This window comes from Mesorhizobium sp. M0340 (assembly GCF_040321535.1).
In the GTDB taxonomy this organism is placed as follows: domain Bacteria; phylum Pseudomonadota; class Alphaproteobacteria; order Rhizobiales; family Rhizobiaceae; genus Mesorhizobium.
In genome coordinates this window covers 1-25,451 of record NZ_JAMYRR010000004.1, presented here as the reverse complement: position 1 = coordinate 25,451, position 25,451 = coordinate 1, and the positions used below count along the sequence as shown (strand labels likewise).

Here is a 25,451-nt window from a genome sequence, read left to right as displayed (position 1 = left end):
AGGGTTGCACCCGGAATCTAACTTGTCAAACGCGATTTATCGGTTAGATTCACGATATGACAGTATCCTGGACTCCGCACCGCTTCACCGGTGGCATGCTGGCGCTCGACACGGCGAACACCGTCGTTTTGCGGAACGATCCGGAGGAAACTTTCGACCGTTTCGACGATCGGGCCGAGATCGCCCGCTTTGCCGAAGCCGCGAGTGGCTTTCGCGCCGCCGAGCTCGGCGGCAGGCGGCTCATAGCGCCGGCGCCTGAAAAGATCGCACCGGTGGTGCTGTCGATTCGCGAGACGACCGATCGGCTGTTTCGCGGCGCGGTATCGAAAGGTGCGATCGACACCGCCGACATGCCTGAATTCCTGGAAGCCTGCGCCGATGGCCTCGCCCATGGCCACACCGAAATCGGCACGCCCGGAAAACCGTTCGGCGATCCGGCAACGCCGATCGCCTTCGAGGTGGCGCTTGCGGTCTCGGCGCTGTCGCTGCTGCGCAGCGACACCATCGCCAGGCTGAGGATATGTCCGAACTGCAGCTGGCTGTTTGTCGACAAAAGCCGCAATTCCAGCCGCCTCTGGTGCGACATGGCGGTGTGCGGCAACCGCCAGAAGGCAAACCGATACTATCGACGCCGGACCGCGGCCAGGGAGGTCACCAATGTCTAAGAAATATTCGCGCGCGATGATTGTCGTCGCGGCGTTGTTCGCGGCGGTCGCGCTCGGCGCCTGCCGTGATTCCGGCAAGGACCAGCTGTTCGCCATTTCCGGGAAGCTGTTCGAGTTCAACTACCGGCTGGGTATCGCCACCTATGTCATCACCCTCAATCCGCTGCGGCCGGTGGGTGAGGGGCAGGTCGCCGTGGTCTCCTTCCAGAACCCGGCCGGTGGTGATCCGATCATCGTCACCCAGAAAATATGGCCGAAGCTGCCGCATGTGACGCTCACCAGCCCGCCGCTCACCTGCGTTGTCAAGGACAAGCCCTATGCGGTGTCGATCCGAATCGAGGATTCCAGCGGCCAGTTGCTGCAGAGTTTCGAGACCACTCTGACGTCCTCGCTCGACCAGTCGGTCCTGCCCGACCGGCCCCTGGTGGTCGGGCCAGTCTACGAGCTCAACAAGGACTTGGCCGGCCATGTCGACGGCAAGCTGCCCGGTGAACCGAAGCCCAGTTGCCCAAAGGCTGCATGATGCATCACCAGCGGCACCGACCGCCGCCGGAGTTTTCGTGCTCGGCCATCCTCCCCGGCAGGCGTTTCGTGGCGCCACACCGCCGCGCACCGATCGTTTGTTGCGGACCGCCTGGCACCTTCGATTTTGTTTGACCTCCCCGGCAAGGGAAGAAAGACTGTAGGCACTCGACTCCGACGTTGGCCGTGCACCTCCTGGCACGGTCTCCGCACAGGAAACGCCTGATGACGCTGCACAACGTCGCGCTCGACGACAAGTTCGACCTGGCAAAGGAGCGCATCTTCCTGTCGGGCGCCCAGGCAGTCATCCGCATGCTTCTGATGCAGCGCGAGCGCGACCGCCGGGCTGGCCTGAACACCGCCGGTTTCGTCTCCGGCTATCGTGGCTCGCCGCTCGGCGGCCTCGACATGCAGCTGTGGAAGGCCAGAAACCAGCTCGCGCAGTCGGACATCGTCTTCCAGCCCGGTCTCAACGAGGAGCTCGCCGCCACCGCGTGCTGGGGCTCGCAGCAGGCGGAATTGCTGGGCGAGGGTACCCATGACGGCGTTTTTTCGGTCTGGTACGGCAAGGGTCCGGGTGTCGACCGCTCCGGCGACGTGTTCCGCCACGCCAATCTCGCCGGGTCGTCGAAACATGGCGGCGTGTTAGCCCTGATGGGTGACGACCACATGGCCGAATCCTCGACCAACGCGCACGCCACCGAGTTCCTGTTCGTCGACACCATGGTGCCGATCCTCAATCCTGCCGGCGTCCAGGAGATCATCGACTACGGCCTCTACGGCTTTGCCATGTCGCGTTTTGCCGGCACCTGGGCGGCGATCAAATGCGTCAAGGACAACATCGAATCGACGGCCTCGGTCGATGCTGCGCTCGACCGGCTAGATATCGTCGTCCCGGACTTCGACATGCCGCCCGGCGGCCTCAACATCCGTAACGAGATCGACATGCTCGGCCAGGAGGAGCGGTTGCATGAATACAAGCGCGCCGCAGCTTCCGCCTTCATCCACGCCAATGGGCTGAACCGGATCGTCTATTCGGGCGGCAGCAGCGCCAGGCTTGGCATCGTCACCATCGGCAAGAGTTATCTCGACGTTCGCCAGGCGCTGGAGGATATCGGCATCGACGAAGCGGCCGCCAATCGTATCGGCATCAGGCTGTTCAAGGTCGGCTGCCCGTGGCCGCTCGACCTGCAGCACATCGCCGACTTTGCTCGCGGCCTCGATACCATCGTCGTCGTCGAGGAGAAACGCTCGCTCATCGAGGTGCAACTGCGCGAGAACCTTTACGGCACCGCGACGCAGCCGGTCATCATCGGCAAGAAGGACGAGCGTGGCGACTGGCTGTTCCCGGCCAAGGGCGCGCTCGACCCCAACGACATTGCCATCGCGCTCGGCGAGAGGATTTTGCGAACGATCGGCCCGTCGGAGGAAATCGCCGCGCGGGTGGCGAAGTTGCGACAGTTCCAGGCGATGCTGGCCGACACGTCAGACATCGCCTCGCGCACGCCGTTCTTCTGCTCCGGCTGCCCACACAATTCCTCGACCAAGGTGCCGGACGGCTCGCTCGCCGCCGCCGGAATCGGCTGTCATTTCATGGCGTTATGGATGGACCGCAATACGGTAGGCTTCACTGCCATGGGCGGCGAGGGCGCGCAGTGGGTCGGCCAGGCGCCGTTCTCGAAGCGCGAGCACATCTTCCAGAATCTGGGCGATGGTACCTACAACCACTCGGGCGTGCTGGCGATCCGCTTCGCGCTGTCGACCGACGCCAACATCACCTACAAGATCCTCTACAATGACGCCGTCGCGATGACCGGCGGGCAGCCGCACGAAGGCGGCCTGACGGTGGACATGATCGCCAGGCAGGTGCGCGCCGAGGGCGTCCAGCGCATCGCCATCGTTACCGACGAGCCGGACAAATATACCGGCAAGGTGGAATTTCCCGCCGGCGCCACTATCCATCACCGCGACGACCTCGATCTCATCCAGCGCGAGTTGCGCTCGGTCAAAGGCGTCTCGGTGCTGCTCTACGACCAGACTTGCGCTGCCGAGAAGCGTCGTCGGCGCAAGCGCGGCACCTTCCCCGATCCCGACAAGCGTATCTTCATCAACGAGCTGGTCTGCGAAGGCTGCGGCGATTGCGGCGTGCAGTCGAATTGCGTCTCGATCCAGCCGGTCGAGACGGAATTCGGCCGCAAGCGCAAGATCGACCAGTCGAGCTGCAACAAGGACTTCTCTTGCGTCAACGGTTTCTGCCCGTCCTTCGTCACCGTCCACGGCGCCAAAATCAGGAAAGCCGAAGGCATAGCCGGCGCGGCCGACCCGCTCGCGGGTGTGCCGGCGCCGGCGCAATTTGCGCTCGGTGAACAAGGCTGGGCGGCGATCATCGACGGTGTCGGCGGCACTGGCGTCGTCACCATAGGCGCGGTGCTAGGCATGGCCGCACATCTGGAAGGCAAGGGCTGCGGCATGATCGACATGGCCGGCCTCGCCCAGAAGGGCGGCTCCGTGTTCACCCATGTCCGCATCGCCCGCACGCCGGACGACATCCACGCCATTCGGGTATCGGCCGGCAAAGCCGACCTCGTGCTTGGCTGCGATCTCGTCGTTTCGGGTGCCAAGAAGGTGCTGGCCGCGGTGCGCGAAGGCCATACCATCTTCCTCGCCAACACCGCCGAGATCATGCCGGGCGAGTTCGCCCGTTCGGCCGATTTCTCGCTGCCCGTCGAGCGGCTGAAGAAAGCGATAAGAACGGCCGCAGGCGACGACAAGACGCATTTCTTCGACGCCACCCGCACCGCCACCGCGCTGTTCGGCAGCTCGCTTGGCGCGAACATGTTCATGCTCGGCTTCGCCTTCCAGCATGGCGGCCTGCCGCTGTCGGCGGAGGCGGTCGAGAAGGCGATCGAACTCAACGGCGAGGCGGTGGCGATGAATGTCGCGGCATTTCGCTGGGGCCGCCGCGCTGCCCACCAGCCGGATTTCGTGCGCGGCCCTCTCGCCCAGCCGGGCAAGGCCACGCAGCCTGCCGCCATTGCCGAGACGCTGGACGAGATCATTGCCCGCCGCGTCGCCTTCCTGACCGCCTATCAGAACGCCGCCTATGGCAGGCGCTATGCCGACAGACTGGCGGCGCTGCGCAAGGCCGAAACCGATGCTGTGCCCGGCTCGACCGTGGTGACCGAAGCTGCCGCGAAGAACCTGTTCAAGCTGATGGCGATCAAGGACGAATACGAGGTGGCGCGGCTTTATACGGACGGCTCCTTTGCCGCAGAGCTCGCAAAGCAGTTCCAGAGCTATGGCAAGCTTGAATTCCATCTCGCACCGCCGATCATGGGCAGGCGCGGCAGTGACGGGAAGCCGAAGAAATCGAGCTTTGGCCCGTGGATGATGAACGGGTTCCGCCTGCTGGCGGCGATGAGGGGGCTGCGCGGCACCGCTTTCGACCTGTTCGGCTACAGCGCCGAGAGGCGTATGGAGCGGCAGCTTCTTGCCCTCTATGAAGCCGACCTGGAGCTTGTCGCCGGCGCGCTGGCGCCGGGCAAGATCGAGGCCGCTGCCGCGCTTGTTTCGGTACCGGCGCTCATCCGCGGCTTTGGCCACGTCAAGCAGGCCAGTGCCGAAAAAGCCGCCGGCGAACGCCAGCGCCTGCTCGACCGCCTCTCGAGGGCGCCGCTGCGGCCGCAACTTCAAGCCGCCGAATGATTCCGCGCTCTGACACCCCTTGTTTACCTGAACTGTAGTTTCCCTGCTTCCGCGGCGTCACCAATGGATGCCGGCAGGGCTCGAAACGCCGCTCTAAACCTTTCTTAAGGCCAATGTGACACTGCTGGGTTCCCCAGGGTTGGGATCCAGGCGTGAATCTGAGACGAAAAAACGAGATTCCGGTCGACGTTTACATTCCGTTCGTGGAAACGCTGTTTCGCGACGGCGTGACGCTTTCGATCGGCATTGTCGCGCAGAGCTTCCTGATTGGCCTTGTCTGGTGGAAAAGCGGCGACCCGCTTTATCTGCTTGTCGCTATCATGATGGTTCTTGTAGGCATCTTCCGGATGAGAAACTTCCGGAAATACAACAGTTTGCCCCCGCCGACGACCTGGGAAGAGGCGCACAAGCGCGAGAACGACTATATCCTCTACGGGTCCTTGCACGGGCTCACGCTTGGCGCGTTCTGCCTGCTTGGCATCTATTTTGCGCGCGACAATTTCGCTGAGATCGCCTCCGTCTGCCTGACGCTGGCCACGGCCACCTCGATTGCCGGGCGCAACTATGGCTCCCCGCGCATGGTCACCATCCTGACGCTTGCCTTGACGTGGCCAATCTCGTTGGGGTTCCTTCTGCGTGGCGACATTTACCACATCCTTCTCGGACTCCTGTCCGCGCCGTTCCTGTTTGCGATCCGCAAATTCGCCAACACTGTCCGCGATGTACTTTTCGCCGCTGTCTCGGAAGAAAAAAAGGCGAATCGCATTGCGCAACGTTTCAACCGTGCGCTCAACACCATGTCGCATGGCCTTGTCATGCTCGGTCCCGACGGCCGGGTGGCGGTGGCAAATGCCGAAGCCGCGAACCTGATGTCGCTCAAATCGGCCGATGCGCTGCTCGGCCGCTCTATCCACGGTCTGCTGATGCGTGGGGTTGCCGGCGGCATGCTGGCGCCGAAGGATTGCCGCTACATCGAAGCCCAGCTGACGCGTGCGTTGCGCGAGGGCCGCGACCGAAAGGTCCTGGTCTCGCTCGCCAACGGCCAGCACTATGAATTTTCGGCGCGCGAGGGCAGCCAGGAACTGGGCGTCGTCACTTTCGAGGATGTGACCGCCCGCGTCGAGGCGGAAGACAAGATCCGCTTCATGGCGCGTTACGACAGTCTCACCGGTCTGCCCAACCGCGCCTATTTCCATGAGTTGGTGGTGGAAGCCATGGCCTCGGGCGATCCAGACCGTCTCTGCGGGCTTGCCGTGCTTGACCTCGACGATTTCAAGAGCGTCAATGATACGCTCGGCCATCCGGTCGGCGACGGTTTGATCTACGCCGTTGCTGAGCGGCTGGCCGCGGTCGCCGGGCCAGGCATCACCGTCAGCCGCTTTGGCGGCGACGAGTTCATGATCTTCTTCGAGCGCATCGAGGATGAGAGCCACCTCACCGGCCAGATCGACGAGATCTTCGTCGACCTGCAGGGCGAGGTCGATGTCGCCGGCCACGGATTACGCATCCAGGCCAGCGGCGGCGCGGTGCTGTCGCGGGTCAAGGATACCGACGTCGACGCCATGATCGTCAAGGCCGACCTTGCACTCTACAAGGCCAAGGAGCTTGGCAAGAACGGTTGGCGGCTGTTCGAGGCTTCGATGGATGCTGCCTTCCGCAGCCGTCAGCTGATGAAGGCGGACCTGCGCAGCGCCGTGGAAAACAACGAATTGCGGGTGGTCTATCAGCCGATCGTGGCGATGAGCACGATGCGTATCGCCAGTTGCGAAGCGCTGTGCCGCTGGGATCATCCCGATCTCGGGCCGATTTCCCCCGGTATCTTTATTCCGCTGGCGGAGGAAATGGGGATTATTTCCGACATCAGCACCTTCGTCCTGCATGCGGCCTGCACGGAATGCGCCAAATGGCCGGCCCAGACCAGCGTCTCGGTCAATCTCTCGGCCAAGGATTTTCGCAACCGCGACGTCATCCAGAAGGTTCGCGAGGCGCTTGCCGGTTCCGGTCTGCCGGCCGGCCGCCTCGAGATCGAGGTCACCGAGACGGCGCTGCTCGACGACAAGTCGCTGACACGCCAATATATCGAGGAGTTGAAGCGGCTCGGCGTGCGCATTGCGCTCGACGATTTCGGTACCGGCTATTCGAGCCTCAGCTATCTCCACAAACTACCACTCGACAAAATCAAGATCGATCGCTCGTTCCTGATCGACGTCACCCAGAACAGCCGGTCGCTCGAATTGCTCAAGGGCATCGTCAACCTGTCGCGACCGCTGGGACTTTCAGTCACCGTCGAAGGTGTCGAGACCTTCGAACAGCTCAAGATCCTGGCATTGCAGGTCAAGCCGGACCTGGTCCAGGGCTTTCTGTTCGGATCTGCGCTCAGCGCGTCCGGCATCGAGACCATGTCGAGCACGGTTTGGCCTTTCGCCAAGGATATTAAGACGGCAAGAAAGGCGACGCGACGCTGACTTCACGCTGAAAAACTGCATATTTTAGTATAATTCTATTAATTATTAACCTTAACGAACGGTAAACGACCTCCTGCTTATTTTCAGCTTTACATCTCCTGACCCGTCCGTAGTGTCGGCTGGTGGCGGTAATCGCGGGGAATAGAGTTCATGTGTGCCCAGTTGAGTTCGCTCGGCCATGCGGCGGGCGCTGGTGGGAAAGATGCGTCCGAGACCATGTCCAGCTTCGCCAGGAATATTTCGGCGATGCTGGAGCGGACGGAATACCGCCGTTGCGACAAGGGCGAGGATCTCGAAGACATCTATCGCCTACGCTACAAGTCGTACCGTTCCAACGATATGGTTCCCGACAACGAGAACCACACCATTCACGACGAACTCGACGAGGTGCCTAACGTCTTCCGGTTCGGTGTCTACATCGACCAGGAACTCGTCAGCACGCTGCGTATTCATCACGTCACGCTGTCGACGCCAAGGTCGCCTTCCACCAAGGCTTTTGGTGACATCGTAATGCCGATGCTGGGGGAGGGCATGAGCTTCATCTGCCCCAGTCGGTTCGCCTCCGACCCGGAATGGTCGCGCGTCTATCCGCAGATACCTTATCTCACGCTGCGGCTAGCCGGCATGGCATGTTTTCACTTCAACGCGCCCTATTGTCTTTCGACCATTCGCGAAGATCACGCCGGCTTCTACAAGCGGATCTACTATGCCGAGAAGATCAGTGAGCCTCGTGCCTACCCTGGCGTCTATAACAAGGTCGTGCTCTACCGCGCCGACGTCGGCGCCATCCGCGAGCGGTCGCTATCGCGCTTTCCGTTCTTCCGTTCGACGCCGATGGAGCAACGCATGTTGTTCGATAAGCCCGGCGCCGGCGAACTCGCGCCGCTGACCATCCTGCCCACCGCCAAGTATTTTCGCGAAGCCGCCTGAACGAGCCCATGGAGCCTTCCGATCGCTTTGGCGTTCTGGGCAAAGGTGCTGGTGGTAGGTCGGCATGGCCGACATCCATCACGCACCGCTTCGATAGCGATCCGATCAAAGGAACCGATATGACCATTTCCACGCTCGCCCTTACCCCGCTTATCTCGCTGATTGCAGGCGTGCTGATCCTGGTGATGCCGCGGCTGCTCAATTATATCGTCGCCCTTTATCTGATCGTTGTCGGCCTGCTCGGTCTGTTCCCGCATCTCGCCGGCTAACGACATCGGCAATAGCGGACCTGCCATTCATTGTGATTGGTATCGCCGCGCTCCGCGCAGCGATTTCAAGTTTTGCTTGAGATTGTTGGCTGCGGCGATGCGGCAATAGCGCCATTGCCCTTAACGCGGCTTTTCGCTATGTGCCTGAAAGATGTCTTCGAAGGGGTATTCCAATGGCTGAACACACGCCGACCGGTCCTGTCGAACTGGGCGCGAAGATGGACTATGCCGAGCACGACCGCACCTATGCCGGCTTTGTGATGCTGGCCAAATATGGGTCGCTATTTTGCGCCGCCGTGCTTCTTGCCATGGCGTTCGGCTTCTTTGTGGGCGGCTTCTTCTCGGCGACTATCCTGTTCGTGCTGATCCTGGCCATCGGCGCTTTTATTCTCCGATAACTCCTCCAACCTTTGTCGAAGGCGCCGCCGCGGACGGTCGGTGTCTTGCGGTAACAGGGTTCCGGCCGAAAGGATCGTGCGGTGGGACAGACGGTTTTCATCCCTCGTGAGCTCGATGCAAACGAGCCTCGCGTCGCGGCCTCGCCCGATACGGTGAAGCGGCTGGCAGCGCTGGGTTTCGACGTAATCGTGGAAACCGGCGCCGGCACAGCGTCGCGCATTCCCGACGAGGAGTTTGCCAAGGCGGGCGCCGCGATCGGCAAAGCCGGCGATGCTGCCAAGGCCGACGTGGTGCTAAAGGTGCGCCGCCCCATGGACGTCGAGCTGAAGGGCTACAAGTCCGGCGCCGCTGTCATCGCGATCATGGATCCCTACGGCAACGATGCTGCCGTCGCAGCCCTCGCCAGGGCCGGTGTTACTGCCTTCTCCATGGAGTTCATGCCGCGCATCACCCGGGCGCAATCGATGGACGTCCTATCCAGCCAGGCCAACCTCGCCGGCTACCAGGCGGTGATCGATGCGGCTGCCGAATATGACCGGGCGCTGCCGATGATGATGACGGCGGCTGGCACGGTGCCGGCTGCGAAGGCGTTCGTCATGGGCGTCGGCGTCGCCGGTCTGCAGGCCATCGCCACCGCGCGCCGCCTCGGCGCCGTGGTCACCGCCACCGACGTGCGCCCGGCCGCCAAGGAGCAGGTCGCCTCGCTCGGCGCAAAATTCCTGGCCGTCGAGGACGAGGAGTTCAAGGCGGCTGAGACGGCTGGCGGCTACGCCAAGGAAATGTCGAAGGAGTACCAGGCCAAGCAGGCGGCGCTGACCGCCGAGCACATCGCCAAGCAGGACATCGTCATCACCACGGCGCTCATCCCCGGCCGGCCAGCGCCGAAGCTGGTTTCGGCGGCGATGGTCGCCTCGATGAAACCCGGCTCCGTGATCGTCGACCTCGCGGTCGAGCGCGGCGGCAATGTCGAGGGCGCCGTGCCCGGGAAGGTGGTGACCACCGCCAACGGGGTAAAGATCGTCGGCCATCTCAACGTTCCCGGTCGCGTCGCCGCCTCGGCCTCGCTTCTCTATGCCAGGAACCTCTATGCCTTCCTTGAGACGCTGGTCGATAAGGCGACGAAGACGCTTGCCATCAACCGCGACGACGAGCTGGTCAAGGCAACCATGCTGACCGATGCCGGCAAGGTCGTGCATCCCGCGTTCGTCAGGGCTGAACAGGAGCCACCAAAGGGCCAACATGTCGAACCACCGGCCATTCCTGCGAGGACGATGGTTGCCGAGGCTTCGGCGAAGCCGGCTGCGAAGAGACCAGCCGCTTCGAGGAAGCCCAAGACCACCGGAGGGATCGCGTGATGGATCAGACTCTGCAGAAAGCCCTCGACCAGCTCGACCAGGCGACAGCTGCCGTGCGGCTCGCGATTCAGAACCTGGCCGCCGCGCCCGGCACCGAAGCGGCGGGTGACGCCGCTCACGCGCTGTCCGGCGGTGCCATCGATCCCTTCGTCTTCCGCTTCGCCATCTTCGTGCTGGCGATCTTCGTCGGCTACTACGTCGTCTGGTCGGTGACGCCGGCGCTGCACACGCCATTGATGGCCGTCACCAACGCCATTTCCTCCGTCATCGTAGTCGGCGCGTTGCTGGCCGTAGGCATCTCGGCCTCGGGCATCGCCACCGGCTTCGGCTTCGTTGCTCTGATGCTGGTATCGGTCAACATCTTCGGCGGCTTCCTCGTCACCCAGCGCATGCTGGCTATGTACAAGAAGAAGGAAAAGTAGGCCGCTATGAACGCCAACTTCGCTTCCTTCCTCTATCTGGTCTCCGGCATCCTGTTCATCCTGGCATTGCGCGGCCTGTCGCATCCGACCACCAGCCGCCAGGGCAACATGTACGGCATGGTCGGCATGGGCATTGCCATCGCCACGACGCTGGCTCTGGCCACCCCTTCCGCCGGCCGCTTCGCGCTGATCGTGCTCGGGCTGCTGATCGGCGGCTCGGTCGGTGCGGTCACGGCACGGCGCATCGCCATGACCTCGATGCCGCAGCTGGTCGCCGCCTTTCACTCGCTGGTCGGTCTTGCTGCGGTCATGGTGGCGGCCGCCGCCATCTATGCACCGGAAAGCTTCGGCATCGGCACCGTCGCCGATATTCATGCCCAGGCGCTGATCGAGATGAGCCTCGGCGTTGCCATCGGCGCCATCACTTTCACCGGCTCGGTCATCGCTTTCTTGAAGCTCGACGGCCGCATGTCGGGCAAGCCGATCATGATCGGTGGCCGCCACTTCATCAACGCGGCCCTGGGCATTGCGCTGATCGTGCTGATCGTGCTGCTCGTCACCACCGAATCCAAGCTGGTGTTCTGGCTGATCGTTGCCGGCTCGCTGGTGCTGGGCGTCCTTCTCATCATCCCGATCGGCGGCGCCGATATGCCGGTGGTGGTGTCGATGCTGAATTCCTATTCCGGCTGGGCCGCCGCCGCACTCGGTTTCACGCTCGGCAATCTGGCGCTGATCATCACCGGCGCTCTGGTCGGTTCATCGGGCGCCATCCTGTCCTACATCATGTGCAAAGGCATGAACCGGAGCTTCATCTCGGTCATCCTCGGTGGCTTCGGCGGCGAGACATCAGCCATTGCCAACGACGGCATCGAGCGCACGGTCAAGCAGGGCTCGGCCGAGGATGCCGCCTATCTGATGATGAATGCGCAAAAGGTCATCATCGTGCCGGGCTACGGCATGGCCGTCGCCCAGGCTCAGCACGCGCTGCGCGAGATGGCCGACAAGCTCAAGGCCAACGGCGTCGACGTCAAATACGCCATCCACCCCGTCGCCGGCCGCATGCCCGGCCACATGAACGTGCTCTTGGCCGAAGCCAACGTGCCTTATGACGAAGTGTTCGAGTTGGAGGACATCAACTCTGAGTTCGCGCAGGCCGACGTCGCCTATGTCATCGGCGCCAACGACGTCACCAATCCCTCGGCTCGTGACGACAAGTCCTCACCGATCTACGGCATGCCGATCCTCGACGTCGACAAGGCGCGCACTTGCCTGTTCGTCAAGCGCTCGCTTGGCTCCGGCTATGCCGGCATCGACAACACGCTGTTCTACAAGGACGGCACCATGATGCTGCTCGGCGACGCCAAGAAGATGACCGAGGAGATCGTCAAGGCCATGGATCACTGAAAAGGCCTCGTTGCCAATTCACTGCCGATCGTCGAATACAGCTCGGCTCCGCGCCGGGCTTTTTCTTGGCTGTTACCGGTTCTGAAGCTACGATGCCGACCCGTCGTCTTGCAAACGGCGTCATCGTGGAGGTGCTGGTGCCCGACCCTGGTTCTGCTGCATCGCCGGCCGCCGATCTGACCGCAGCAGAGAAGGCGCCACGCAAGCGCAGCCAGGCGGTAGTGGTCGTGCACGGCATGGGCGAGCAGCGGCCCATGGACACGTTGAGGGAGTTTGTCCAGGCCGTATGGAGCCACGATCCGGCCCGTGCACCGTTCTATGCCCATGTCGCCGATCCGGCCGACCCGATGGGTGCGAAGATCAACCAGAGCTGGATCACGCCCGACAGCCGGACCAATTCGCACGAACTCCGCCGGATCACCACGCCCTATGATGTCGATGGCCGCCGCACCGATTTCTACGAGCTTTACTGGGCCGACATCACCCAGGGCACGACCCGAAGCCGCCTTGCTGCCTGGGTGACGACCCTGCTCTGGCGCAAGCCCGTCGATATTCCGCGCGATGTGCGCAAACTCTACGTCGTCACGCTTTTGGCCACCATCGTCGTCCTCGGCGCGGCGCTGGCGCTCGCAACGTCGACCTGGCAAGGCTACATCTCCTGGACGACCGGTGTGCTTGTCACGGTTCTGGCGTCGTTCGTCATCTGGTCGGTGGACCAGTTTGGCTTGCCTTATTTCGGCGACGTCGCCGCCTATGTGCGGGTCGAAGCGGCAACGGTCGAGAAACGGGCGCTGGTCCGCGAGCGTGGCCTCAAGCTGCTGAAGCGTCTCATGATGGACGATGCCTATGATCGCATCGTGCTGGTCTCGCACAGCCTCGGGTCGATCATCGCCTATGATCTGTTGCAGATCTTGTGGGCTGATTTCAGGCCTAGAAAGCTGGAAGCCATTCGCGACAAAGCGCGGCTGAAGGCGATCCACGCCGTCGACAAAGCGACGCTGGCCGCCGATGCCTCCGCCTGGCCCGACAGCCTCGATGACCTCCCCGCATTCCGGCGCAGCCAATGGGAGCTCTACCGGCAGCTTCGCGTCGGCGACGCCGATCATCCGCTGCCGTGGAAGATCAGCGATTTCGTCACGCTCGGCAGTCCGCTAACCCACAGCGAGTTCCTGGTGACCTACAACCTCGCCGAATTCAGGCGCGGCATCGCCGAGCGCCTGTTTTCGGCATGCCCGCCGATCGCCGACAGGGCGGCGGGCGGGACCATGCTCTACCAGGAAGGGCGCAGCCATTCCGGCAAGCCGCAGCGGGCGGTGCATCATGGCGCGGTGTTTGCCGCAACGCGCTGGACCAATATTTTTGACAGGGGCAATGGCTGGCTGACCGGCGACCCGATCTCAGGGCGGATGACGGAAAACTTCGGTCCCGGCGTGGAAAACATCCAGATCGAGCTGCGCGGCTCGCTTGGCCGCGTCTTCACGCACAGGCTCTATTGGTCGCTGACGGCGAGCGGCGTCGAAGTCAATGCGCCGGTCGGCGCACGGCCGCGCTCGCACCTTGCCGTGCTGCGCGATGCGGTCGATCTCGGCCGCAAACTGGAAGCTGAGCTGTAGGCGGTGAGCACGACAATGCCGCGGCGGCACTTCAAAGCAAGGTCCCCTTCGGGCGTAATCTTCCCGAAGCGGACCGAGTTCGCCTAGTCACCGATCAACGATTGGTCAGGAAAATCGCTTCCTCGTCGTCGCGCTGCCTGCCGCCAAGTGCTGCGGCCGCGCTGGCAATGAAGGCCCCGATGACCAGCGACAGCGCGCCAATCAGCGAGAAGGTGGCGCCTGCCTTTCTGGCGGTGTCGGCCGCCTGCTGGGCCTTGACCTTGGCCTCCTGCGCTCTGGCGATTACTGCATCGACGCGAGCGGTGGCATCCGCTTCGGACAGGCCTGTGCGGGCGGCCACGAGCCGCGACAGATAGGTCTTGTCGTCGGCCGATATTTCGCCTGCTGCGGCACTCGCGATCAGAATGCGCGATGCCTGCGCCGTTGCCGCGGCGTCGCTCTCCGGATTGGCGGCAGCGAGCCTTGCCGGATCGGCCGGGCGGAACAGCGTATCGACGAAATACGATGTCGCGTCGTTAGTCGAGGCGCCACCAGCGTTTGCAGCAGCACCTGCCGAAGCGCCCATTGCCGCGCCCGATGCCACAGTCGAAGCAGCCTGTACACCGCTACCTATCGCGGCCGAAAGCGCCGTGCCGAGCACGCCGGCGACCAGCAGCGTCGCCAGCGCCCAAGCCAGGAAACCGTGAGCGGTATCGCGGAAGAAGACTTCATCGGTGTGGATGCCGACCCATTTGGTGCGCAGGCGTCCGGCGAGGTAGCCGCCCAGGGCCGACGACAGCCACTGCACGACGATCAGCCAGACGGCAGTGGAAACTGCGAAAGTGGTGACTGACGCACCCGAGCCGGACCATGGCGACACCATGCTCAGCCCAAGCCCGGAGCCGAGCAGCATCAAGATGAAGGTAAGCGTCGACGCAGCAAAGGCGCCGGCGACGATTGGCCCCCAGCTGACAGCGGGGGTAGCGGATTCCGTCGGTGCGGAAACGTCGGCAGTCGTTAGGGTGGACGGCATCGAAGCCCCCTATCTTGCAAACAGCATGATCAGAATAATGATCGGAATCGGGACTCCGAGAAGCCAGAGCAAAATGCCACGTCCCATGGATGCCTCCTGCGGCGATTGTGATCAACTACAATGCCTTGAAAGCCTTTCCGTTCCGGCGGTCCTGGTGATCTCTGTTGCTTGCAACAATCGGCATCGGTGCGCCAAGGCGCACCAATGCACTTCATTGCCTTCTGGCTGGGTATCTGAGATCGTGGCTCAGATGTCCAGATTGGCGACCGACAGCGCGTTTTCCTGGATGAATTCGCGCCTGGGCTCGACCTCGTCGCCCATCAGCCGCGAAAACAAGCTGTCCGCATCCGTTGCGTCATTGACCTTGACCTGCAAGAGCGAGCGCACATTCGGGTCAAGCGTCGTTTCCCAGAGCTGCTCGGCGTTCATTTCGCCAAGGCCCTTGTAGCGCTGCATGGTCAGGCCCTTGCGGCCGGTGGCAAACACGGCACTGAGCAGTGCCAGCGGCCCCGAAATGGTTTCCGAGACATCCTTGCGGCGCAGCACCGGCGGCTCGCCATAGATCTCCGCCAGACGCGGCGCATAGCGGTCGAGCTGGCGTGCGTCGGCGGAATTGATCAGCGCCAGGTCGAGATGTGCGAACTCCTTGACGCTGCGCACCGTTCGCTCGAAGACATAGCCGCCAATGCCCTCGTTCGAGGTCGACATGCGGCCGATCCAGCCGCGCTCGGTATCCTCGGCGATAATGTCGAGACGGCGGGCAACACGCTCGGCCGTCTCATTGGCGCGGCGGAGGTCGGTGAAGATCTCCGGGTTGAGCGCGCCGGCAATCGCTGCCTGCTCGACCACGCCTCTGTTATAGCGCGTGTGCAATCCGTTGATGAGCTGGCGGACAGCTAGGGCGTCGTCGATGGCACTGCGCAGGTCCTGCCCAGCCCGCACCTCGCCCGTGCTGAGCGCAAGCGACGCTTCTTCCAGCCCGGAGCCGATCAGGAATTCCTCGAAGGCGGCTTCGTCCTTGATGTATTGCGAGCTCTTCCCGCGCGTCACCTTGTAGAGCGGCGGCTGCGCGATGTAGAGATGACCACGTTCGATCAGTTCCGGCATCTGGCGGAAGAAGAAGGTCAGCAGCAAGGTGCGGATGTGGGCGCCGTCGACATCGGCGTCGGTCATCAGGATGATCTTGTGGTAGCGCAGCTTGTCGGCATTGAACTCGTCCTTGCCGATCGAGGTGCCGAGCGCAGTGATCAGCGTGCCGATCATGTCGGAGCCGAGCATGCGGTCGAAGCGCGCGCGCTCGACATTGAGGATCTTGCCGCGCAGCGGAAGAATGGCCTGGTTCTGGCGCGAACGGCCGCCCTTGGCCGACCCGCCGGCGCTGTCGCCCTCGACGATGAAGATCTCGGATTTTTCCGGATCGCGCTCCTGGCAATCGGCCAGCTTGCCGGGCAACGAGGTGACGCCGAGCGAACTCTTGCGGGTGATGTCGCGTGCCTTGCGCGCGGCTTCACGCGCGGCAGCGGCCTGGATGACCTTCTCGATGACCGCCTTGCCCTCGGTCGGGTGCTCCTCCAGCCAGGTGCCGAGCGCTTCGTTGACCAGCCCTTCGACCACCGGACGGACCTCGGACGACACCAGCTTGTCCTTGGTCTGCGAGGAGAATTTCGGGTCGGGAACCTTGACTGACAGCACCGCCGTCAGCCCTTCACGGCAATCGTCGCCGATCAGCGCCACCTTTTCCTTCTTGGTCAGGCCCGAAGAGTCGCCATAGCCGGTTATCTGGCGTGTCAGCGCACCGCGAAAGCCTGCCAGATGCGTGCCGCCGTCGCGTTGCGGGATGTTATTGGTGAAGGCCAGCACGTTCTCGTGGTAGCTGTCGTTCCACCACATGGCGACTTCGACCGTGATGCCGTCGCGCTCGGCGCGGATCGATATCGGCTTGTCGAGCAACGGCTTTTTCGTCCGGTCGAGATATCGGACGAACTCTTCGAGGCCGCCATCGTAGTGCAATTCATGGCGCACGATGTCGGCATGGCGGGCATCGGTCAAAACGATGCGCACACCGGAGTTCAGGAAGGCGAGTTCGCGCAGCCGATGCTCCAGCGTACCGTAGTCGAATTCGACCATGGTGAAGGTTTCGGACGACGGCAAAAACGTGATTTCGCTGCCGCTGCGGCCTTCATAGGTGCCGGGGACCTTGTCTTGTTCATAACTGCCGGTGACGCGCAGCGGCGCGTCGGCATTGCCATGCGTGAAGCTCATCTCGTAGATCTGGCCGTTGCGGCGGATCTTCAGTTTCAGCCAGGCCGACAGTGCGTTGACGACCGACACGCCGACACCGTGCAGGCCGCCCGACACCTTGTAGGAGTTCTGGTCGAATTTGCCGCCTGCATGCAGCTGCGTCATGATCACTTCGGCCGCCGAAATGCCTTCGCCGGTGTGGATATCGGTCGGAATGCCGCGGCCATTGTCGATGACCGTCACCGATCCGTCCGGATTGAGCGTCACCGTCACCAGGTCGGCATGGCCGGCCAGGGCTTCGTCGATGGCGTTGTCGACGACTTCATAGACCATGTGGTGCAGGCCCGAGCCGTCGTCGGTATCGCCAATATACATGCCCGGCCGCTTGCGAACGGCATCCAAGCCCTTCAAAACCTTGATGGAATCGGCGCCGTATTCGGCTTCAACGCCGTTGGCGATGTCGGTCTGTTCGCTCATGAAAACCTGTCTGATTGATGCCGTGTGCAGAGCGCGAAAAATCGGCTTCGAATCGCGCATTTCTAATGTCGTAGATATAGGCGCAAAAGGCGGTTTTTCCAAGGTTTGCAGGCATTTCCGGACGGAATGACGGTCGCGTCGGCCGGCTACTGGCGCTTGGCTTCGATCCTGGCCAGCCGCTCACGCAGGAACTTGATCATGAATTTGTATCGCGGCGCCAACCGTCCGCTTCGGTCGAGCTCGAGCGTCATGTCGAGCGCCTTGGAAAGCACGGCTTTCGGATCCTTAGCGACTTGCGCGTAGTCGATATAGGCGACCACCAGGTCGCGCTGCCAGGTGGCGTTGTCCGGATCGGACCGGGCAAGTTTCTCGCGAATGGCCAGGCTGTCCTGATAGGCTTGCCGGGCTCCGCTGACGTCGCGCTGCTTTAGGCGCAGGGTGGCGACTTCGGACAGCGTTATCGACAAGTCACGCTGCCAGTCGGAATTGGCGGGATCGAGCCTGGCCAGCCGCTGCGCAATCGCGTAGCTGTCCAGATAGGCTTTCAGCGCGCCTTTGTGGTCGCGCTGTATCGCCAGGACGCCGGCGACCTTCTCGAGGCAGACGGATAGGTCGCGCTGCCATTCGGTGTTGTTCGGGTCGCCGACGGCGAGCGCGCTGGCCTGCGAAAGTGCCTCACGATAAGCCGAAAGTGCCGCCGGCCAATTCTGCTGGTCGCTCAGCGCATTGCCGATCTTGGCGTTGCCGACCGACAGGTCGCGTTTCAGCTCGGTGTCGTCCGGATCGCGTTTCGCCAGTTGCTTGACGATCGCGAGGCCTTCCCTGTAAGCCGCCAGCGCCCCGGCGGCGTCGCCGCGTTCGCGCAGCAGGTCGCCTATCGTATCGTGGCTGACCGAGACGTCACGCTGCCGGTCGGCGTCTCCCGGTTTGTCCGCCGCCAGCGCCAGCCGCACCTTCAGGCTCTCTTCATAGGCCGCCTGTGCGTTGTCCAGTTGGCCTGCGACATGGGCAAGGTGACCGATCTCATCGTAGGTGATGGTCAGGTCGCGCTGCAGTTCGGCACGGTCGGGCTCTCCGGCGGCGAGCTGTTTCTTGATCGACAGGCTTTCCTGGTAGACCTCTGCGGCGCCGGCCAGATCGCCTTGCGTCGCCAGTACGTTGCCGATCTTGTCGTCGGCCATAGCGAGGTCGCCGAACCACTCCAGATTGTCCGGTTCTGCCTCGGTCAGGCCCTGCAGAATGGTCTTGGCGGTCTCATAATTCTGCAGCGCTGTCGGCAGATTGCCTTGCGCCATCCGCACATTGCCGAGCTTGACGTGGCTGACGGCGAAGTCGCGCTTCACGTTGAGATCGGTTTCATGATGCAACCGCCGTTCGAGATCGGCTTGCAGCGCTTCGAAGGCGCGGCCGGCCGCATCGATATTGCCGACCGTGGTATAGAGCTTGCCGAGTTCGTCCAGCGTGCGGATCAAGCGGTCGGCATCGTCGAGCGACAGCACCACCTGTCCGGCTTCGCCATAAAGCGCGAGCACCGACTCATAGTCCCTGATGGCTGTGGCGTAGTCGAGGTCGGCGCGCGCCGCCCCGCCGGACAGATAGCGCGTTGCGGCCTCGGAGAGCGTGCGGCTGACGAAATTGGCCTTCAAAGCGTTGCGCGAGACATTATCGATCTCGGCTGCCTCGGCGAGCTTTTTGCGCGCCGCATCGAACGCTCCCAGCGAAAGCTGCTCTTCGGCCTGCCGGCGCAACGCTGCCACCCGCAGATCGTCGGATCCAAGCGTCTGCATTTCGCGTCGCACCTTGACGAAGGCGTCGGCTGCCTCACGCAGCCTGGCGTTCAGACTGTCAGCGGAAAGGTGGCCGGAATCGGAACTGATCAACGCGCCATAGAGCGGTGCCAGCGGCATGTCGGCGTCGCTGGCGATCTTCTCCACCTCGCCGCGCATCTGAGGCGTCACCTCGGCCATGGCGAGCAACAAGCGTTCGCGCTCGGGCAGTTTCTCCTTGGCTGTCGTGGCAAAGAACAGCTGCGGCAGGCCGCTCTCGACATAGGGCAATTGCTTGCCGCGCGAGAGGTCGTAGACCTCCTGCTGCACGAGCGTCAGCACGGAGCGGATCTCGAGTCCATCGGTGCCGAGATATTTCGTCAATGCTGCGGTGAACGGCGAATTCTGGCCGGTCCCATCCGCGGCCGTCTCGCCGGGTGCCGCCGAGAAGGCAAACAGAATGTTTTCTGCCCGCCCGACGCGGCCAAGACCCGGCCGGACCTTGACGCCGACCTCTTTTGCCAGCGCCGTTGCGCCGCGGCCTTCGCCGCCCGTAGCCGCAAACGGATCGCTGCGGCAGGCATCAAGCACGATCAGTCCGACCTTGCTGGTGGCGGCGACGGTCGTGCGGATCTCCTCCAGCGGCAGGCTGGTCTTTTCCAGCGCATCGAGCGACGACGCGTCTGCATCGACCGGCAGGAGCCGATTCTCGCCGGCGATCTCGACGCCATGGCCGGAAAAGAACACTACTACCACGTCGGCGCCTTTGGCATCCTCGCGGAAATCGTCGAGCGCCCGGCGCATGCGCCGCAGGTCGCGGTTGGTTTCGAGGAAGACCTCGAAGCCGAGTTTCCTCAGCACCGTTTCCATCACCTCGCCGTCGTTGACGGGATTGGCGAGCGGCCGGATCAGCCGGTAGTCGTTCTCGGCGATGACCAGCGCAACGCGCCGCTCCGCCATGGCAGCGGAGGCCGTCGAGAGGATCAGCAGCAAGGCAAACAGAAGACGCAAATCGAACCGCCCCGGCCCGGTCGTTTGCCGGAGCATTCCATCTCTTTATGGCATGAGCAAGTTATGGCATCGGCAAGCTCGGCCGTTCGCGTTGTCAGCCGACCCGCATCGGCTTCAGCGCTTCGCTCCAGCGGAACAACTCGTCCAGCATGGTCCTGGCCCCGCCGAGCACCTGCTCGCTGGGCAGGAAGGCGCCGGTCTCGTCGAGCAGCTTCTGGTACATCGGCAGCGCTACGCCCTCCGGGATCGGCATGACGCCGACCGCGGTCAGCAACGGTTTGACCGCCTGCGCCGCTCGCAAGCCGCCGGAGACACCGCCATAGCTGAGGATGGCGGCCGGCTTGTATCGCCATTCCCTGAGCAGGTAGTCGACCGCGTTGACGATCGCCGGAGCGGCGAAATAATTGTATTCCGGCGCTACGAAGACGAATGCGTCGGCGGCGTCGATTGCTTTCGACCAGGCTTTCGTGTGGCTGTTTTCGTATTTGCCGAGTCTCGGATGATGCGGCTCGTCCAACACCGGCAGGTTGAAGGCGGCGATATCGGTGAGCACCGGCTCGAATTTCCCGTGTTCGCGCGCAAAGCTCTCCAGCCACTTTGCGAAAACCGGTCCGGCGCGGCCCGGCCGCGTGCTGCCGATGATGACGTTCAACTGGTGCTTCAAGGCAGGCTCCCGCCGGTTTCTGACATCTGTGGTGCTGCCACCTAAGACACGCAGCCGGACACAGCAAGCAGGCACTTTCCGGTGCCCTGGTCACATTCCAGAGAGCGGATGCTTCGCCTTGTCGTCCAGTCACATGGACGCCTGCCTTGCCCGCCACTACATTGAGGTGTCAGCGGAGTAAGCCATGGACAGTCAGCCCGTCCCCTTCGTCCCGCCGGCGCCGAAGCCGCGCACAGCGCCGCCCTCGACGCTGGAGATGATCCGCATCGTCTACCGCAATCCGCTCGAGCTGTGGGGCGAGCCGACCTATAACGAGCCCTGGATTTCGGTGACCGGTATCGGTGGGCCGCTGGTCATCGCCAACGATCCCGGTCTCATTCGCCACGTGCTGGTCGATAACGCCAAGAACTACAAGATGGCGACGGTTCGCCAGCTGATCCTGCGGCCGATCCTGCGCGACGGCTTGCTGACCGCCGAGGGCGAGGTGTGGAGGCGTTCACGCAAGGCGATGGCGCCGGTGTTCACGCCGCGCCATATCTTCGGTTTTGCCGAGCCGATGCTGAGGCGCACGCGGGAGTTCGTCATGCGCTACGAGGGCGGCGGTACGTTCGACATCGCTCACGACATGACGCTGCTTACCTTTGACATCCTGGCCGAGACGCTGTTTTCCGGTGAGATTTCAGGCGAGCCGGGCAGCTTTGCCAAGGAGATCGACCGCCTGTTCGAGACCATGGGTCGGGTCGATCCGCTCGACCTTTTGCGTGCGCCCGACTGGCTGCCGCGCCTGACCCGCATCCGCGGCCGCAAGACCATGGCCTACTTCCGCAAGATCGTCACCGACACGGTGCAGATGCGCGAGGCGCGGTTGAGGCGTGCTCCGGACACGGTGCCGCAGGATTTTCTCACGCTGCTGTTGCGGGCGGAGGGACCGGGCGGGCTAACCCGGTCCGAGGTCGAGGACAACATCATCACCTTCATCGGCGCTGGCCACGAGACTACGGCCAGGGCCCTCGGCTGGACGCTCTACTGCCTTGCCGAAGCGCCGTGGGAGCGCGAAAAGATCGAGCACGAGATCGATGCGGTGCTGGCGCGTGAGCCCGACCCGACGAAATGGCTCGACGCCATGCCGCTGACACGCGCCGCCTTCGACGAGGCGCTCAGGCTCTATCCGCCGGCGCCGTCGATCAACCGCGAACCGATCGAGCCCGAAACCTGGAACGGCCTCTACATACCGCGGCGTGCCGCGGTGCTGGTGATGCCGTGGGTCGTCCACCGCCATCGGAAATTGTGGGACCGGCCGGACGCTTTCATGCCGGAACGCTTCCATCCGGGGAATCGCGAAAAGATCGACCGTTTCCAGTATTTGCCGTTCGGCGCCGGGCCTCGCGTCTGCATCGGCGCCAGCTTCGCCATGCAGGAGGCAATCATCGCGTTGGCGATCATGCTTTCGCGCTATCGTTTCGATACCACCGCGCAAACCCGACCCTGGCCGGTGCAGAAGCTGACGACGCAGCCGCAAGGCGGGCTGCCGATGCAGGTCACCAGGCGCGCGCCGTAGGCAACCGGACGTCCGTTCGTGTTACACGGCGGACTTGCGCTGGAACTGGCCGGCGGCGCGGTAGCGCCAGAGATAGCTTGGCAGGATGGTTCCGATCGAACGCGGCTGGATACCGAGGCCGGCAAGCGTCCTGTTGTCCTTGACGGCGTCATCCGACACGACATTGTGCTGGCGCAACAGCAGGACCTGGTCCTTGGTCAACAATGGATTGGGCAGCAGCCCGAGAATTGATGCCTGGAGGTTCGCCAGCCACCATGGCACGGGCAGCAAAAAACGCTTGCGTTCGATGATGACAAGCAGCTCTTGCATGCACTCCCTGAAGGTAAGCACCTGCGGCCCGCCGAGTTCATAGATCCGGCCGCCCTGGACCTTGCCGTCGACCGAGTGCGCCACCGCCTCGGCGACGTCGCCGACATAGACCGGCTGGAATTTCGTCTGCCCGCCGCCGATCAGCGGCAGCACTGGGGAAAAGCGGGCCATGTTGGCAAAGCGGTTGAAGAAACCGTCCTCCGGCCCGAAATTGATCGATGGCCGCAAGATCACGGCGTCTTGGACCGTCTCAAGAACGGCCTTTTCGCCGAGCGCCTTGGTACGCGCGTAGTCCGATTGCGCGTGGAGGTCCGCTCCCAGAGCCGAGATGTGGGTGAGGCCGGCGCCGACGGCGCGCGCCGCTTCGGCAATAGCGCGCGCGCCGAACTCGTGGACGGCAGTAAATTTCTGCCGGCCGGCCTCATGTGCGATCGCCACCAGATTGACGACATGGTCGGCGCCTTGCACGGCGCGGTCGACCGACCAGCGCACCCGGACATTGGCCTGCACCGGCTGGATCTGCCCGACATTGCCAAGCGGTTGCAAATGACCGGCGAGATCGGGCCGGCGGCAGGCAACCCGGATGCGGTAGCCGCGCTTGGCCAGCGCCCGCACGACATGACGACCGACAAAGCCGGAGCCGCCGAAAACGACGACGAGCTTTGGGGTCTGAAGGATTTCGGTCATGGCTGGCTCCGGCGGGCTATCCAGATGGCTTGATGGAAGCCGTTTCATAGTCGGTTTCGCACCAAAGGCAAAGGGCGACCATAGGTCGCCCGGCACTGTTGAAGCATGATTTTCCGGATCCGTTCGAAATGGCAGAAACGCCGCCGAGGCCCGGCTTTACGGCAACTCCATTAGGAACAGGAACCTTTGTTCGGTAGGCGATTTTAGATGTATGGTTTGATTCCGAATGGAGGATATTGCCGATGACGACAAAACGCGTTGCGATCTTCGCTCTGGCTTTCGCAACAGGCTGCAGCATTGGTGCCCCGGCATTCGCGGCAAACCGGCATCACCACCAAGCGCAACCCGAACGCTACGTTCCCGCCAACGGCGACATCATCGACATTCTGTTCGGTGGCCCGCGCTACTATGACAACCACCTGTTCACGACGGCCGCCGAACCCTGCTCCTACAACAGGGTAGGACCGGACGCGAACGCGGTGAACGTCATCAACGATCATCATTGCGGGAAGTAGGCTCGCGCTGCCGGATCGGCCGGCCTCCTCAGCCGCTCATCCGACAAACGAATTTCCTCAGGACGAATAGCGGGCGGCGAATTCGGAAATGCGCTGCACCACGGCTTTCGGCGCGCTTATGCCGCGCGCCGCCGCCTTCTCCGCGGCCTCGGCCCGGGCACGCCCCGGCACATGCACGCCATAGCGCCGCCGCAACCTGTCGAGTTGGTCCTTCATCCGTTTCTCGAAATCCGGATCGAGCAGCTTGGGCTCGACGGCGAGCACGAACAGGCCGGTCCCCGGACTGTCCGGCCCGCCGCTGAACCATGGCGCATCGAGCGACCAGTTGGCGCCCGACAGGCCCGCAGCCAGCACCTCGACCATCAGCGCGATGTTGGCGCCGCGCTGGCCGCCGAAGGCAAGCATGGCGCCTTTCATCGCGGCTGCCGGGTCCGTGGTTGGATTGCCGCTGGCGTCCAGTGCCCAGCCTTCGGGGATCTTCTTGCCGTCCTCGGCCGCCTTGCGGATGTTGACGAAGGCGGTGGCGCTCGACGACTGGTCGATGACCAGCGGCGCCCCGTCCGTGGTGGGTGCGGCAAAGGACATCGGGTTGGTGCAGTAGACCGGCTTGACCGAGCCTGAGCCGGCAAGCACGGCCGGGCCGTTGGTGGCGGCGAACGACACCAATCCCTGCGCGGCCAGCCGTCCCGTGAAATAGCCGAGCGCGCCGCAAGTATAAGCATTCTTCTGCGAAAAAATGGCGACGCCGAACAGCCGCGCCGCCTTGGCGAGGTCATCGATCGTGCGGTCGAAACCGGTATGCGCTAAGCCGCCGCGCGCATCGGAAAGATAGACCGCGAGCGCCGGCCTGGTGATCACCGGATCGGCGTTGCCGTCAATACGGCCGGCTTCCAGTGCTTCGAGATAATCGATGAAGTGCGACAGTCCGACGGTCGACAGTCCTTCAGCCTCGGCCGCGACGATCGAGGCAGCCAGCGACTGCGCCGCCTCTTCGTTGGCGCCGGCGCCGAGTGCGGCCATCCGGCACAGCCCTGTCGCCTGGTCGAGACTGAGTTGCATGGCAGCTGCCCTGAATTCGCGACTTTAACAGTCTTAGCCTAGTTTGCTCGGGATCCGCGCCTCGAGCCTGCGGAAACCGAACACCAGGATACCGGTGATGGACATATAGACCAACGCCAGAAGCAGCAAGGGTTCGTAGGTGATGAATAGATCCTGGCGCACCCGCGAGGCTACGGCATAGATGTCGACCATAGTTATCGTTGCCACCAGCGGTGTCGCTTTCAGCTGGAGAACAGTTTCACCCGCCAGCGTCGGCAGTGCCCGGCTGATCGCCTGCGGGAGCCATATGCGCCTGAAGATTTTCCAACGGCTCATGCCGAAAGCGCGGGCCGCTTCGAGTTGGCCATGCGGTACCCCGGCGAAGGCGCCACGCATCACTTCGCCTTCATAGCCGGCATACGAG

20 protein-coding genes are annotated in these 25,451 nt (G+C 63.2%); 13 read left to right on the top strand and 7 right to left on the bottom strand.

Annotated elements, in window-relative coordinates; genetic code table 11:
* Positions 1 to 56 precede the first annotated feature (56 nt).
* From NKI79_RS06845 to NKI79_RS06795, 11 genes are all read left to right on the top strand, one after another.
* A complete protein-coding gene (locus NKI79_RS06845; protein WP_352650068.1) occupies positions 57 to 665 on the top strand; it encodes a CGNR zinc finger domain-containing protein in 609 nt (202 codons plus the stop codon).
* On the top strand, positions 658 to 1,188 hold the full coding sequence (locus NKI79_RS06840) for a hypothetical protein (RefSeq protein ID WP_352800633.1): 531 nt from the start codon (positions 658 to 660) through the stop codon (positions 1,186 to 1,188). Before NKI79_RS06845 ends, NKI79_RS06840 begins: the two co-directional genes overlap by 8 nt.
* 224 nt (positions 1,189 to 1,412) lie before the next feature.
* Positions 1,413 to 4,892: an indolepyruvate ferredoxin oxidoreductase family protein gene (locus NKI79_RS06835; RefSeq protein WP_352800631.1), complete on the top strand. Its 3,480-nt coding sequence runs from the start codon at positions 1,413 to 1,415 to the stop codon at positions 4,890 to 4,892.
* A 152-nt stretch (positions 4,893 to 5,044) separates the two neighbouring features.
* A complete protein-coding gene (locus tag NKI79_RS06830) occupies positions 5,045 to 7,357 on the top strand; it encodes a putative bifunctional diguanylate cyclase/phosphodiesterase (protein ID WP_352650062.1) in 2,313 nt (770 codons plus the stop codon).
* Positions 7,358 to 7,507: 150 nt separating this feature from the next.
* Positions 7,508 to 8,287: an N-acyl amino acid synthase FeeM domain-containing protein gene (locus tag NKI79_RS06825; protein ID WP_352650061.1), complete on the top strand. Its 780-nt coding sequence runs from the start codon at positions 7,508 to 7,510 to the stop codon at positions 8,285 to 8,287.
* Positions 8,288 to 8,406: 119 nt separating this feature from the next.
* Positions 8,407 to 8,556 carry a DUF3096 domain-containing protein gene (locus tag NKI79_RS06820; RefSeq protein ID WP_013528205.1) on the top strand — a complete coding sequence of 50 codons (150 nt, stop codon included), beginning with the start codon at positions 8,407 to 8,409 and terminating at the stop codon, positions 8,554 to 8,556.
* A gap of 173 nt (positions 8,557 to 8,729) precedes the next feature.
* On the top strand, positions 8,730 to 8,954 hold the full coding sequence (locus tag NKI79_RS06815; protein ID WP_254816044.1) for an aa3-type cytochrome c oxidase subunit IV: 225 nt from the start codon (positions 8,730 to 8,732) through the stop codon (positions 8,952 to 8,954).
* Between the two features lie 81 nt (positions 8,955 to 9,035).
* Positions 9,036 to 10,310, top strand: coding sequence for a Re/Si-specific NAD(P)(+) transhydrogenase subunit alpha (locus NKI79_RS06810; RefSeq protein ID WP_352650059.1), 1,275 nt, complete (start codon positions 9,036 to 9,038; stop codon positions 10,308 to 10,310).
* Positions 10,310 to 10,732 (top strand): NAD(P) transhydrogenase subunit alpha part 2, encoded by a 423-nt coding sequence (locus NKI79_RS06805; protein WP_502909789.1) that lies wholly within the window; start codon positions 10,310 to 10,312, stop codon positions 10,730 to 10,732. Before NKI79_RS06810 ends, NKI79_RS06805 begins: the two co-directional genes overlap by 1 nt.
* Before the next feature lie 6 nt (positions 10,733 to 10,738).
* Positions 10,739 to 12,136: an NAD(P)(+) transhydrogenase (Re/Si-specific) subunit beta gene (locus NKI79_RS06800; RefSeq protein WP_352650058.1), complete on the top strand. Its 1,398-nt coding sequence runs from the start codon at positions 10,739 to 10,741 to the stop codon at positions 12,134 to 12,136.
* A gap of 92 nt (positions 12,137 to 12,228) precedes the next feature.
* Complete coding sequence (locus NKI79_RS06795) at positions 12,229 to 13,749, top strand: hypothetical protein (RefSeq protein WP_352800627.1); 1,521 nt, start codon at positions 12,229 to 12,231, stop codon at positions 13,747 to 13,749.
* A gap of 94 nt (positions 13,750 to 13,843) precedes the next feature.
* Here the strand turns inward: NKI79_RS06795 and NKI79_RS06790 are convergent, their stop codons facing one another.
* The 4 genes from NKI79_RS06790 to NKI79_RS06775 form a co-directional block, all read right to left on the bottom strand.
* Positions 13,844 to 14,761, bottom strand: coding sequence for a hypothetical protein (locus NKI79_RS06790; RefSeq protein ID WP_352650055.1), 918 nt, complete (start codon positions 14,759 to 14,761; stop codon positions 13,844 to 13,846).
* 246 nt (positions 14,762 to 15,007) lie between these two features.
* Complete coding sequence (gyrB, locus tag NKI79_RS06785) at positions 15,008 to 17,479, bottom strand: DNA topoisomerase (ATP-hydrolyzing) subunit B (RefSeq protein ID WP_352800625.1); 2,472 nt, start codon at positions 17,477 to 17,479, stop codon at positions 15,008 to 15,010.
* A gap of 146 nt (positions 17,480 to 17,625) precedes the next feature.
* Entirely contained in the window at positions 17,626 to 20,292 is a 2,667-nt protein-coding gene (locus NKI79_RS06780) for a caspase family protein (protein WP_352800623.1), read from the bottom strand.
* A gap of 58 nt (positions 20,293 to 20,350) precedes the next feature.
* Entirely contained in the window at positions 20,351 to 20,920 is a 570-nt protein-coding gene (locus NKI79_RS06775; protein WP_352800622.1) for an NADPH-dependent FMN reductase, read from the bottom strand.
* A gap of 184 nt (positions 20,921 to 21,104) precedes the next feature.
* Here NKI79_RS06775 and NKI79_RS06770 point away from each other — a divergent pair, with 184 nt between their 5' ends.
* Positions 21,105 to 22,478 (top strand): cytochrome P450, encoded by a 1,374-nt coding sequence (locus NKI79_RS06770; protein ID WP_352480098.1) that lies wholly within the window; start codon positions 21,105 to 21,107, stop codon positions 22,476 to 22,478.
* 21 nt (positions 22,479 to 22,499) lie between these two features.
* On the opposite strand, the gene NKI79_RS06765 is transcribed toward NKI79_RS06770, so the two are convergent.
* Positions 22,500 to 23,474, bottom strand: a complete 975-nt coding sequence (locus NKI79_RS06765) for a complex I NDUFA9 subunit family protein (protein WP_352700878.1) — start codon at positions 23,472 to 23,474, stop codon at positions 22,500 to 22,502.
* Between the two features lie 242 nt (positions 23,475 to 23,716).
* Between NKI79_RS06765 and NKI79_RS06760 the strand changes: the two genes are divergently transcribed.
* Positions 23,717 to 23,989, top strand: a complete 273-nt coding sequence (locus tag NKI79_RS06760) for a hypothetical protein (protein ID WP_352800619.1) — start codon at positions 23,717 to 23,719, stop codon at positions 23,987 to 23,989.
* A gap of 57 nt (positions 23,990 to 24,046) precedes the next feature.
* On the opposite strand, the gene NKI79_RS06755 is transcribed toward NKI79_RS06760, so the two are convergent.
* Complete coding sequence (locus tag NKI79_RS06755) at positions 24,047 to 25,048, bottom strand: Ldh family oxidoreductase (protein WP_352800617.1); 1,002 nt, start codon at positions 25,046 to 25,048, stop codon at positions 24,047 to 24,049.
* 33 nt (positions 25,049 to 25,081) lie between these two features.
* On the bottom strand, positions 25,082 to 25,451 hold a 370-nt coding region (locus NKI79_RS06750; RefSeq protein ID WP_352800615.1), incomplete at its 5' end, for an ABC transporter permease subunit.

What these genes read in the sequence shown, in the direction of transcription:
- NKI79_RS06845 (WP_352650068.1), top strand. Translation starts at nt 57, where the DNA reads ATGACAGTATCCTGGACTCCGCACCGCTTCACCGGTGGCATGCTGGCG.
- NKI79_RS06840 (WP_352800633.1), top strand. Translation starts at nt 658, where the DNA reads ATGTCTAAGAAATATTCGCGCGCGATGATTGTCGTCGCGGCGTTGTTC.
- NKI79_RS06835 (WP_352800631.1), top strand. Translation starts at nt 1,413, where the DNA reads ATGACGCTGCACAACGTCGCGCTCGACGACAAGTTCGACCTGGCAAAG.
- NKI79_RS06825 (WP_352650061.1), top strand. Translation starts at nt 7,508, where the DNA reads ATGTGTGCCCAGTTGAGTTCGCTCGGCCATGCGGCGGGCGCTGGTGGG.
- NKI79_RS06820 (WP_013528205.1), top strand. Translation starts at nt 8,407, where the DNA reads ATGACCATTTCCACGCTCGCCCTTACCCCGCTTATCTCGCTGATTGCA.
- NKI79_RS06815 (WP_254816044.1), top strand. Translation starts at nt 8,730, where the DNA reads ATGGCTGAACACACGCCGACCGGTCCTGTCGAACTGGGCGCGAAGATG.
- NKI79_RS06805 (WP_502909789.1), top strand. Translation starts at nt 10,310, where the DNA reads ATGGATCAGACTCTGCAGAAAGCCCTCGACCAGCTCGACCAGGCGACA.
- NKI79_RS06800 (WP_352650058.1), top strand. Translation starts at nt 10,739, where the DNA reads ATGAACGCCAACTTCGCTTCCTTCCTCTATCTGGTCTCCGGCATCCTG.
- NKI79_RS06795 (WP_352800627.1), top strand. Translation starts at nt 12,229, where the DNA reads ATGCCGACCCGTCGTCTTGCAAACGGCGTCATCGTGGAGGTGCTGGTG.
- NKI79_RS06790 (WP_352650055.1), bottom strand. Translation starts at nt 14,761, where the DNA reads ATGCCGTCCACCCTAACGACTGCCGACGTTTCCGCACCGACGGAATCC.
- gyrB (WP_352800625.1), bottom strand. Translation starts at nt 17,479, where the DNA reads ATGAGCGAACAGACCGACATCGCCAACGGCGTTGAAGCCGAATACGGC.
- NKI79_RS06780 (WP_352800623.1), bottom strand. Translation starts at nt 20,292, where the DNA reads ATGCTCCGGCAAACGACCGGGCCGGGGCGGTTCGATTTGCGTCTTCTG.
- NKI79_RS06770 (WP_352480098.1), top strand. Translation starts at nt 21,105, where the DNA reads ATGGACAGTCAGCCCGTCCCCTTCGTCCCGCCGGCGCCGAAGCCGCGC.
- NKI79_RS06765 (WP_352700878.1), bottom strand. Translation starts at nt 23,474, where the DNA reads ATGACCGAAATCCTTCAGACCCCAAAGCTCGTCGTCGTTTTCGGCGGC.
- NKI79_RS06760 (WP_352800619.1), top strand. Translation starts at nt 23,717, where the DNA reads ATGACGACAAAACGCGTTGCGATCTTCGCTCTGGCTTTCGCAACAGGC.
- NKI79_RS06755 (WP_352800617.1), bottom strand. Translation starts at nt 25,048, where the DNA reads ATGCAACTCAGTCTCGACCAGGCGACAGGGCTGTGCCGGATGGCCGCA.